This is a genomic window from Anaeromicropila populeti, assembly GCF_900112775.1.
Classification (GTDB): Bacteria; Bacillota; Clostridia; order Lachnospirales; family Lachnospiraceae; genus Anaeromicropila_A; species Anaeromicropila_A populeti.
In genome coordinates, this window is record NZ_FOYZ01000030.1 from 1 (window position 1) to 11,346 (window position 11,346).

An 11,346-nucleotide genomic window follows, 5' to 3' on the forward strand; every position below is an offset into this window, starting at 1 on the left:
GCTTTAAAATATCATTCTCCATTAATAACTGTTTATTTTCTTTACGAAGGCGAATCAACTCATTTTCTTCGTCAGTTCTGTTATCTTTAGCCTTAAAAGAACCTGTATTACCATAGTCATTTGTCCATTTCACTACTGTTGATTTAGCCAGTTGATATTCTCTAGCTATTTCTGCTGCTGGTTTACCATTTTGCCTTAATGCGACTATTTGCTTTTTAAAATCATCGGTGTAATTTTTTACTTTTCCTGCCATGATAGTTATCCTCCATTTTTCTCATTATATCATGACCGAATATGATTTGTATAATTTATTATAACCTATTCAAAGACACCGGAGGCAATAAAAGAGCTGACCGAGGTATACGACCAGAACGATTCTGTACTGCGTAACCTGTTCACCTTCAATGGCGCACAGCTGGACATCAAAGGCTATGCCACACCGGGTGAATTTGCAGTCAACTTCCCGTTTGTGCCTTACCAGTTCATCATCATGCAGAAGGTGTTCAATGAAATCCGTAAGCATGGCAATGCCGGTAAGCACCAGTCCAATGGTGAACGTTCCATGCTTTCTGGTTTCCAGGAGGCAGCGCAGAAGATTCAGGACAAGGACGAGTACGCACTTGTTCCGTTCTTCCGCTTTTACGATACCGTACACACCTTCCTTGACGGCAGTATCCGTCGAGTAATTGAGCGCTGCGCCCGTGCGGCAGAGGCTGGCGATGGCATCGAAGCCTACGATGTGGACGTACTGAAGCTGCTGTACTTAATCCGCTATATTGATAATGACGTGCCTGCAAACTTAGATAACATCGTTGTCCTGATGGCAGATGACATCCGTGTCGATAAGATTTCCCTGCGTGAGACCGTCCGGGATTCTCTTAACCGCCTGCTGGGCCAGAACTATATCGGCAGAACTGGTGAGAGCTATAACTTCCTGACCGATGAAGAGCAGGACATCCAGAGAGCAATCAAAAACGAAACATCCGTGGATACCGCAGCCATCGTGGAGCGTATCGCTCAGATGATTTTCGCTGACATTTATACAACGAAGAAATACCGCTATGGCAAATATGACTTTGCATTCGACCAGATGGTAGACGGCGTGACCGTTGGTGCCGTAACCGGTGGAATGCGCCTTAAGTTCCTGACCGTGGCTACCGATGCAGTGGAGAAATCCAAGCTGCGTCTGATGACCGAATCCACCGGACAGGCTATCGCTGTTCTGGGCGAAACCGATTATTACAATTCGCTGGAACAGGCAATGAAAATCCGCAAGTATGTAAAACAGCGCAACGTGGCTCAGCTTCCAAAGTCCGTACAGGACATCATCCGTGACCAGCAGGATGAAGCGACTCGCCTCGAAGCCTCTGCAACAGAGGAACTGCGCAAGGCCATCGCTGGTGCCGAGTTCTATGTAGCCGGTGAACATATTGAAATCAAAGCCGGTGATGCCAAGGCAAAGATTGACCAGGCACTGGAATATCTGGTTTCCCATGTTTACAGCGACCTTGACCTGATTACCCAGAACGTGGAATCCGATGCGGACATTCTTGCTATCCTGAACGGCACTGTTACTGTGCTTCCGGGCATGGAGCCTAACCGTGATGCAGCAGCTAAGATGGAAGAATATCTGGAAGTGCAGTCTCGCAAGAATCTGCCGACTTCCATGTCTGACGTGCAGAGCCGCTATCAGGCTATCCCTTACGGCTGGCGTGAAATCGACATCGCCGCTGTGGCAGCACGTTTGATTTTCGACCAGAAGGTTACCATCAAGTATGCCGGTACCACTATCCAGCCGAACAATCCGAAGCTGCCGGATATGCTGCGTAAGAAGAGCGAAATTGGCAAGACCAGCATCTCCAAGCGTCAGGTCGTTTCCATCACCAAGATGAAGGAAGTGAAAGAGTTCCTTCGTGAATACTTTGATGTGATGGATGTGCCGGATGACGAGGACGGTCTGATTGCCTTTATCGTTGAGAAATTTGAAGGCCAGAAGCAGCATTATGTTTCTCTGGAAGCACGCTATGATGGCCATAAATATCCTGACCATGCCCTTGTGGCGGCAGGCATCCAACTGATGGATGATGTGCTTTCACAGGCAAAGGACAACATTGCCCTGATTGACCGTGTCATCAAAAAGGAAGATGCACTGGATGATAACAAAGAGAAGATGCAGCGTGTCGAGGCATTCTTCAAAAATCAGGTGACTGTATTTGATGCAGCTGTTCAGATGGAGCAAGACCTGCATCACGACTTGGATTATCTCTCTCATGAGCCTGAGTCCAATACGGCCCTGAATCAGATTCGCCTTATCTGCGTTATCCAGTCCGGTGGCAACTTTGATTATAAGCGTATCCCGGAACTGAATGGCTTGATGGCCACAGTAACCGAAGGCCACGAGCGCCTGCTGAAAGCAAAGCGTGACGAGCTGTTGGAAATCGTGCGCCAGTGCATGGAAGCCATCCATACCACCGCTGGCAGTGCGGATGTTAAGAACATCATCCAGACCGCAGATACTTTCTACGCACAGAAAAAGCAGCAGATTAACGAGCTGAAGAGTCTGGCCCTGCTGGATGGCCTTCTGCCTCCGATGCTGCAGTATAAAGATACCACGGTAGACAGACTGGAAACCGCTGCAAAGCCTCCGGTCACTCCGCCGCCTGTAAAACCAGTCGGCGGTGGACAGCCTACACCTCCTGCACCGAAGAAGGTGTATAAGTCCCTGAATCGTTCCATTGTGTTCCCAGCAAAGCGTCTGGAAAGCGAACTGGAAATTGATGACTATGTGGAGAAGATGCGCAGCAGCCTGAAGCAGCTCTTGAATAACTGCGACGGCATCCAGCTGAAGTAAGGAGAAACCTATGGACAAGAATGCGATAAAAAAATACGCAGTCTGGGCACGGCGAGAGTTAATCTCCCGTGTCACCCAGAAAGCGTTGCAATATGGAATTACCGATAAAGAAATTGTGCCAGCCGATGCCGCAAGCGTACATGGTGTCGTGCTGACCGCACAGCAGAAAAAAGAGCGTCAGGCCCTGATTGCGAAAATCAATGCCGAGGGCTTTGAGCAGGTTATGGAGGAGGTTGCCTATACATGGTTTAACCGTTTCTCTGCCCTTCGCTTTATGGAAGTGAACGGCTACCTGCCTACCCACGTGCGTGTATTTACGGACGAGGAGAATCGCTTCAAGCCGCAGATTCTGGCAGAGGCCATCAATCTGGAAATCGAAGGCTTGGACATGGAGAAGGTCTATGCCCTGAAGGATGCCAACGATAACGATGCTCTGTTTAAGTACCTCATCATCACCCAGTGCAATGCGCTCAGCAGTATTCTGCCCGGAATGTTCCAGAAAATCGATGACTACACTGAGCTTCTGTTTCCGGATAACCTCTTGCGTGAAGGCAGCGCCATCGAGCAGATGATTGCCCTCATCCCGGAGGATGACTGGAAGGATGCTGTGCAGATTATCGGCTGGCTATACCAGTATTATAATGCCGAAAAAAAGGACGACGTTTTCGCCGCCCTGAAAAAGAATGTCAAGATTACCAAAGAGAATATCCCGGCGACCACCCAGTTGTTTACACCGGATTGGATTGTCCGCTACATGGTGGAAAACTCTCTGGGCCGTTTGTGGGTGGAAGGCCATCCAAACGACGAACTGAAATCTAACTGGAAATACTATCTGGAAGAAGCAGAACAGGAGCCGGATGTGCAGGTGAAGCTGGCAGAAATCCGCAAGGAATATGCTGCCCTGAAACCGGAAGACATCCGCTGCATCGACCCCTGCTCCGGCAGCGGCCACATCCTCGCTTACCTATTCGACGTGCTCGTACAGATTTACGAAGCCTACGGTTATACCGCACGTGAGGCAGTGGCAAGCATTGTAGAGAATAACATCTACGGTTTGGATATTGATGACCGTGCTGCGCAGCTGGCCAGCTTTGCTGTTATGATGAAGGCAAGACAGTATGACCGTCGTTTCTTTAGCCGTGGCATCCAGCCACATGTTTATGCCATTGTGGAAAGCAATCATGTGGATGCTTACACCGTGGATTACTTTGCAAATGGCGATGCCAAGCTGACGAAGGCTATCAAAACCATCATTGAGGAATTGCACGATGCCAAGGAGTACGGCTCTATTCTGACAGTAACCCAGCAGGATTGGGCTGCGCTGTATGCTCGATTTGATGAAATTCGTGAGGACATCAATATTTCCCGTGAGACGGCGTTGAATGAGTTGATGCCACTAACGAGAATTGCTCAGATTCTGGCAAATAGATATGATGTTGTTATAACAAATCCGCCATACATGGGTGGAACAGGAATGGATGATAAGTTAATTACATTCATCAAAAATAAATACGATAATTCAAAAACTGACCTGTATTCGGTGTTCATTGAAAGATGCATTGAGTTCTCTCGCAAGGATGCATTTACGGCAATGATTACACAACATGGTTGGATGTTCCTTTCGAGTTTTGAAAAGATGAGGGAGGATTGTTTAAATAGCAGTGTTGTTAATATGGCGCATTTGGGGCCGAGAGCATTTGATGAAATTGGTGGTGAAGTTGTTCAGTCAGCGACATTTGTGTTGAGAAAGACAAACTGCAATGCCTATAACGCAACATATGTTCGGCTTGTTTCCTATCCGAGTGAAAACGGAAAAGCGAAGGAGTTCTCAAACACTGAAAACATCTACCACTCAAATCAATCGAATTTTTTGAGAATACCTGGAAAGCCTTATGCGTACTGGAGCAGTGAAGCTGTAATAGGTGCTTTTTCAAAGGCGGAGCCATTGAGTAGTATTGCGGAGCCGAGACAGGGTGTTAAAACGCTGAATAATGATTTGTTTTTGAAGTTGTGGTTTGAAGTTTCTCCAGAAAAAGTCGATTATAACTGCTCATCAATAGAAGAGTCGGTTTCAACCAGAAAAAAGTGGTTCCCTTACAATAAGGGCGGAAGTTTCAGAAAGTGGTTTGGAAATAATGACTACTTGGTTAACTGGGAAAATGACGGTCGGGATATGAAAAAATTAGCGGTCGAAAAATATCACTCTGTGACCCGTACCATAACCAATATTAGCTATTTCTTCTTGCCGGGACTGACTTGGTCATCATTGTCTTCGGGAAATATCTCTTTAAGAGCATTTGATAAAGGATTTATATTTGATTCAAAAGGGTCATCGATGTTCTTTGCAGATAGAACGATAGAGAAGTATGTGTTGGCCCTTGTCAATTCAAAAATCAGCATGAAGTTCCTTGAATTTTTAGCCCCTACACTTGATTTTAACATTGGCCCATTATCCAAAATCCCCGTATTGATTGATAAAAGGAGTGTTCCGGCAATTGATGATGTTGTTGAGAATTGCATTCTATTGGCCAAGAATGATTGGGATGCGTATGAAAACTCATGGGATTTTGCTCGGCATCCGCTTGTATCTGTGATTGCAAAAAATCGAGTTCTTTTTGACGATATCAGTAATATAGACCTTGGCGAGTGCTTTGTAGCTTGGGAGAAAGAGTGCGAAGAGCGATTCAATCAGCTGAAATCCAATGAAGAAGAACTCAACCGCATCTTCATCGACATTTACGGTTTGCAGGATGAGCTAACACCAGAAGTGGAAGACAAGGATGTCACTGTTCGCAAGGCCGATTTGCAGCGTGAGGTCAAGAGCTTGATTTCCTATGCAGTAGGTTGTATGTTTGGTCGCTATTCTTTGGATGAAGCAGGCCTTGCCTATGCCGGTGGCGATTGGGATGAGAGCAAGTACAAGGTTTACCCGGCAGACAAGGATAATATCATTCCTATCTGTGATGATGAGTATTTCCCAGATGACATTGTTGGTCGCTTTGTGAAATTCATTGAGACGGTTTATGGTCAGCGAGCCCTGAAATCCAATTTGAAGTTTATCGCCGATGCACTCGGCGGCAAGGGCCAGCCGGAGGAAGTTATCCGCAACTACTTCATGAACGACTTCTACACTGACCATTTGAAGATTTACCAGAAGCGCCCGATTTATTGGCTGTTTGATTCTGGCAAGAAGGGCGGCTTCAAAGCGCTCATCTATATGCATCGCTATCAGCCGGACACCATCGCTCGTATCCGCACCGACTATGTGCATGAGCAGCAGGGCCGTTACCGTACCGCTATGGCTGATTTGGAGCAGCGCATTGATTCTGCATCCACCAGTGAGCGTGTGAAGCTGACAAAGCAGTTGAAAAAATTACAAGACCAGTGTGCCGAAATTCACGAATACGAAGAGAAAATCCATCACTTGGCTGACCAGTATATTTCGATTGACCTGGATGACGGTGTGAAAGTGAACTATGCCAAGTTCCAAGATGTTCTGGCAAAGATTAAATAAGGAGGTGGCAGAATGGCCAGCATGGATTTACAGACAATTACACAAGACCTGAATCGCCGGTTTGCTGCGCCTCTGCCGGAGTTTTATAAGCGACGCATTATCTTCTGGTACGATGAAGACCTGGAGTTTGAGGATAAGCTGGACGAGCTGGAACTGGACAATGCGTCCGTTCTGGCCCTGACCGGCACGAACAATTTTGCGGCAAAAAAGCTCCTTGCAGTGGATGACACCACCAGCAACTACCTTGTGTATTGCCCGGTGCATTATGAAAAGCCGGAGGATAACTGGCTTATCAATATTGAGATGTACAGTGAAGAGTTCCGGGCCGACCTGAACTCCATCTGGATGGACGAGATGGGATTGCCGAACAATCCTACCATCCGCAAGATGGTCAAGGGCTACCGCAAGTTCTTCAACAACATCGAGCGACGCAAGAACGTGGCTGAGCTTGCGAAAAATATCGGCACCGCATCACAGCTGCACCTTGCCGTAATGGCACAGATTTGCGGCGTGAGCGATACCCAGCCTTCCAGCATCATGCAGGCCGTGCTTGCACAGTCGCTGGATATCGAGACAAATACAATCTATCAGGAGTTCGTGAAGTACGGCGCACAGAATCCGTTCTGGGTGATGGTTTCACAGGCTACCGGTTATTCCGAAGGCGACGACTGCGACCTGGGCCGTTTGGCTACGCACATTCTTTTGACAGCCACCACCAGAACAATGCGCAGCGAGCATCTGGCAGGCTTGGATGCCTTTATCTCCACGCCGCACCAATCTTACTGCTATGATATGGTTTCGGATTGGCTCCAGAGCAGTGAGCGTGACAGCCTGTATCACATCGCTCGTTTCGTTGAGGATGAGGCTCGTCTTCCGCAGCGCTTCTTGAAGCTGGGCGTGGATGACCTTGCGAATACCGAGTGCTTCCCTTGCATCAACGAGTGTATCCTGACCATCCTCATGAAGGAAATCAGCGACTACATCATCAACGTGGATGCCATCACCGCCATCGTAGAAAAACGCAGAGCAATGGTCTGGTATGACCATGTTTCCTGCTACTATGAGGGCTTGCTGCAAGTAGCCAATATGCAGGCGTTCTACCATGAACACGCTGCAGGCTTCCACCTTGCACAGGCAAAAAAGGTCTGGGATGCTTACACAAGCGATTATTATAAAATGGATGCCTACTACCGTCAGTTCCACCTCTGCTTCGGGCAGAGCCTGACTGTTTCCAACAGCGTGCTGGATGACCTGTTCAAGCATGTAGTGGAAAAGGTAGAGGGCTTGTATAACGGCTGGTTCCTTGGCCAGCTTGGCAGCAACTGGTCAAATGTATGTGCTGAGGAATTGGCTGATTACGGACGTATTCTGGAGGTTGACCAGCAGGAGGATTTCTACCGCAGCAAGGTGAAGTCCGCTGATAACAAGGTCTACGTTATCATTTCGGATGCGCTGCGCTATGAGGTTGCAGCTTCTCTGGCAGACCAGCTCCGTCGTGAGACCCAGAGCAAGGTATCACTGGACAGCATGGAGGCTATCTTCCCGACCATCACCAAGTTTGGTATGGCGGCATTGCTTCCGCATAAAGAGTTGTCTGCAGTTCAGAAGACCAGCGGATTGGTTTCTGTCTTGGCAGATGGACAGTCAACGGACAGCAATAACCGTGACAAGCTACTGAAAGGTGCGTGCGGCCAGAGCGTAGCCTTGCAATACAAGAACATCATCGGCATGAAGCGTGCAGAGCGTTCCGCTTTGGTAAAGGGTATGGATGTGGTTTACATCTACCATGATAAAGTGGATGAAGCAAGCCATACGGCAGATAGCATGGTGTTCCCGGCTTGCGAGGATGCCATTACCGAAATCAAAAATCTGGTGCGTATCATCTGTAATGAGTTTGGTGGTACCAGAATATACATCACAGCCGACCACGGCTTCCTGTATACCTACAGCCCTCTGACCGAGGATGACAAGGTGGACAAGACTGGCTTTGTGAATCGTATGCTGGAATATGGCAGACGTTTCTGCCTGATGCAGCAGGGCTCCAATCCCGACTATCTGATGCCAGTCAAATTCTTAGATGGCAAGTCCGAGATGGAGGCCTACGCACCGAGAGAGAACGTCCGTATCAAGATGAGTGGTGGCGGCTTGAACTTCGTGCATGGCGGCATCAGCCTACAGGAGATGGTGGTGCCGGTTATCGAGTACCAGTACCTGCGCAATGCCTACAAGTCCTATCAGCGCAACAAAGACAAGTACGATACCAAGCCGGTGGAAGTCAGCTTGCTTTCGGCTACCCGTAAAATCGTAAACATGCTGTTCTCGCTGAATTTCTACCAGAAGGAAGCAGTCGGCGACAATCGTTCTGCTTGTAATTACCTGCTTTACTTCGTGGATTCCAATGGAAAACAAATCAGCGATACGGCACGTATCATAGCAGATAAGACCAGCGATAACGGACAGGAGCGTACTTTCCGTTGCAGCTTTAACCTTAAGAGTTTGAAATACAGCAATCAGGATAGTTACTATCTGGTCATTGCAGATGAATCCGGTCTGCAGGCACCGCAGCGTGAAGAGTTCCAGATAGATATTGCCTTCGCACTGGATGAGTTTAATTTCTTCGGATAATCCGTGCGGATTTGGAGGTGTAAGGAATGGAAGAAAATGCTGCGAGTGAATTTACTCGTGAGGAGTTAAAAGAAAAACTTCGCCAGAACTTTGACGGCAAAATTGTCCGCAAAGACCTGACGAAGAAGATTAAAGAAGGAGCGAATGTACCGGTCTATGTTTTGGAGTTCCTGCTGGGCCAGTATTGCAGCTCTGACGATGACGCCATCATCGAACAAGGCGTGCAGAATGTGAAGCGTATTCTGGCAGATAACTTTGTACGCCCGGATGAGGCTCAGAAGATACTTGCCAAGCTGCGCAAGAACGGCAGCCACACGGTCATCGATATGATTACGGTGAAGCTGGATATCAAGAAGAATCGCTTCTTTGCCGAATTTTCTAACCTTGGCTTGGGCGATGTTCCAATTGAGGATGAGTATCCGGAGAAATACGACCGCCTGCTTTGTGGCGGCATCTGGTGCATCGTCCAGCTGAACTATGAGTACGATGAGGAAGATAAGAAGAACGGCTATCCCATCCAGATTGTGAAGCTAACTCCGATTCAGATGCCTCATGTGGACATCGACGAGTTGAAGGCTGGCCGCAAGGCATTCTCAAAGGATGAGTGGATTGATGTTCTGCTGCGCTCTATCGGCATGGAGCCGGACGAGCTGAACTACCGTGAAAAGTGGTTGTTGCTGACCCGTATGATTCCGCTTGTCGAGAACAACTTCAACCTTTGTGAGCTTGGCCCACGAAGCACCGGTAAATCTCATCTCTTCAAAGAGATTTCACCGAACAGTATCCTTGTTTCCGGTGGCCAAACGACAGTGGCAAACCTGTTTTATAACATGGGCCGCAAGACGGTAGGTCTGGTTGGCCTGTGGGATTGTGTTGCCTTTGATGAGGTCGCTGGCATTCATTTCAAAGATAATGACGGCGTCCAGATTATGAAAGACTATATGGCATCCGGCTCCTTTGCCCGTGGCAAGGAAGAAAAGGCTGCATCGGCTTCGATGGTGTTTGTCGGTAATATCAATCAGAGCGTGGATGTGCTACTAAAGACATCCAGCCTCTTTGACCCGTTCCCACCGGAAATGGGCACCGATACCGCATTTCTTGACCGTATGCATTGCTACCTGCCGGGTTGGGAAATTCCGAAGTTCAGACCGGAGCATTTTACCAATGACTATGGCTTCATCACAGACTACCTGTCGGAGTTCATCCGTGAGCTGCGTAAGGAGCAGTACGGTGATAGCCTTGACCATTATTTCCGTCTTGGCAAAAACCTGAATCAGCGTGATACCATTGCTGTTCGTAGAATGGTGGATGGCTACCTGAAGCTGGTTTATCCTGACGGTGTATTTACCAAAGAAGAAGTAGAAGAAGTGCTGCAGCTTTCGTTGGAGATGCGGCGCCGTGTCAAGGAACAGCTCAAGAAGCTGGGCGGCATGGAGTTTTACGATGTCAACTTCTCCTACATAGATAACGAGACATTTGAGGAACACTACGTGTCCGTGCCGGAGCAAGGTGGCGGCAAGCTGATACCGGAAGGCATGTGCAATCCGGGCCAGGTCTACACGGTTTCCCGTGGTAAGTCCGGCATGATTGGCGTGTTCCGCTTGGAATCTCAAATGCTGCCGGGTAACGGAAAGTTTGAGAGGACAGGCATCGGCTCTGACCGTGGATGTAAGGAGGCTACCAATACGGCCTTCAATTTCCTGAAAGCAAACAGCAATCGCATCAGCGGCTCCATCAGCACGACCACAAAGGACTACATCATCAATTATCAGGACTTGCAGGGCATCGGGATGACCGAGAAGTTGGCAATGTCTACACTGGTGGCACTATGCTCCATTGCGCTTGGACGACCGGTGCAAAGCTCTATGGTTGTTCTCGGTGAGATGAGCATCAGCGGCACCTTGATTCCGGTGGACGAGCTTGCAAACACCCTGCAGGTGTGCTTGGATAGTGGCGCTAAGAAAGTGCTGATGCCAGCGACCTGCATGCCGGAACTGGCTACGGTACCGACCGACCTATCTACCGGATTTGATTTCATACTATACAAAAGCGCTGAAGAGGCTGTGGATTGTCAACACTTTTTTATACAATTTTTATTCGGTCATTTTAGATAAACGATATTCTACTGGAGTCATATAATTTAAGGCTCCATGAATACGTTTATTGTTATACCACTTTACATAATCACTTAATTCTCTTTTCAGTTCCTCTAAACTGCTAAAAACTCTTTTAAATGCAAATTCTGTCTTTATAATCTTATACCCTGCTTCTGCAACTGCATTATCATATGGACACCCTTTTTGGCTTAAGGAACGTTTGATTTTAAAGGCATTTAGAACCTCATCAATTATTTTAT

Annotated in this window: 5 protein-coding genes and 1 pseudogene; 4 read left to right on the plus strand and 2 right to left on the minus strand. The window is 47.8% G+C overall.

All coding sequences use genetic code 11. From position 1 onward, the window contains the following. A partial coding sequence (locus tag BM305_RS18445) for a transposase (RefSeq protein ID WP_143099209.1) occupies positions 1-253 on the minus strand: 253 nt, incomplete at its 3' end. 72 nt (positions 254-325) lie between these two features. Here BM305_RS18445 and brxC point away from each other — a divergent pair. From brxC to brxL, 4 genes and pseudogenes are all read left to right on the plus strand, one after another. Further along, positions 326-2,851 (plus strand): annotated as a pseudogene (gene brxC / locus BM305_RS18450) (BREX system P-loop protein BrxC); the annotation flags it as partial. A gap of 10 nt (positions 2,852-2,861) precedes the next feature. Then, the gene (gene pglX / locus BM305_RS18455) at positions 2,862-6,365 is read left to right on the plus strand and encodes a BREX-1 system adenine-specific DNA-methyltransferase PglX (RefSeq protein WP_092564412.1); all 3,504 of its coding nucleotides are present in this window, start codon (positions 2,862-2,864) and stop codon (positions 6,363-6,365) included. Between the two features lie 12 nt (positions 6,366-6,377). Next, positions 6,378-8,990 (plus strand): BREX-1 system phosphatase PglZ type A, encoded by a 2,613-nt coding sequence (gene pglZ, locus BM305_RS18460; protein WP_330393541.1) that lies wholly within the window; start codon positions 6,378-6,380, stop codon positions 8,988-8,990. A 26-nt stretch (positions 8,991-9,016) separates the two neighbouring features. Next, the gene (gene brxL / locus BM305_RS18465; RefSeq protein WP_092564414.1) at positions 9,017-11,104 is read left to right on the plus strand and encodes a protease Lon-related BREX system protein BrxL; all 2,088 of its coding nucleotides are present in this window, start codon (positions 9,017-9,019) and stop codon (positions 11,102-11,104) included. Here the strand turns inward: brxL and BM305_RS18470 are convergent. After that, the coding region (locus tag BM305_RS18470) for an IS3 family transposase (protein ID WP_143099226.1) at positions 11,084-11,346 on the minus strand (263 nt) is incomplete at its 5' end. The two genes, brxL and BM305_RS18470, sit on opposite strands and share 21 nt — an antisense overlap.

Excerpts from the sequence above, each read along its gene's own strand:
- pglX (WP_092564412.1), top strand. The coding sequence starts at position 2,862 with ATGGACAAGAATGCGATAAAAAAATACGCAGTCTGGGCACGGCGAGAG.
- pglZ (WP_330393541.1), top strand. The coding sequence starts at position 6,378 with ATGGCCAGCATGGATTTACAGACAATTACACAAGACCTGAATCGCCGG.
- brxL (WP_092564414.1), top strand. The coding sequence starts at position 9,017 with ATGGAAGAAAATGCTGCGAGTGAATTTACTCGTGAGGAGTTAAAAGAA.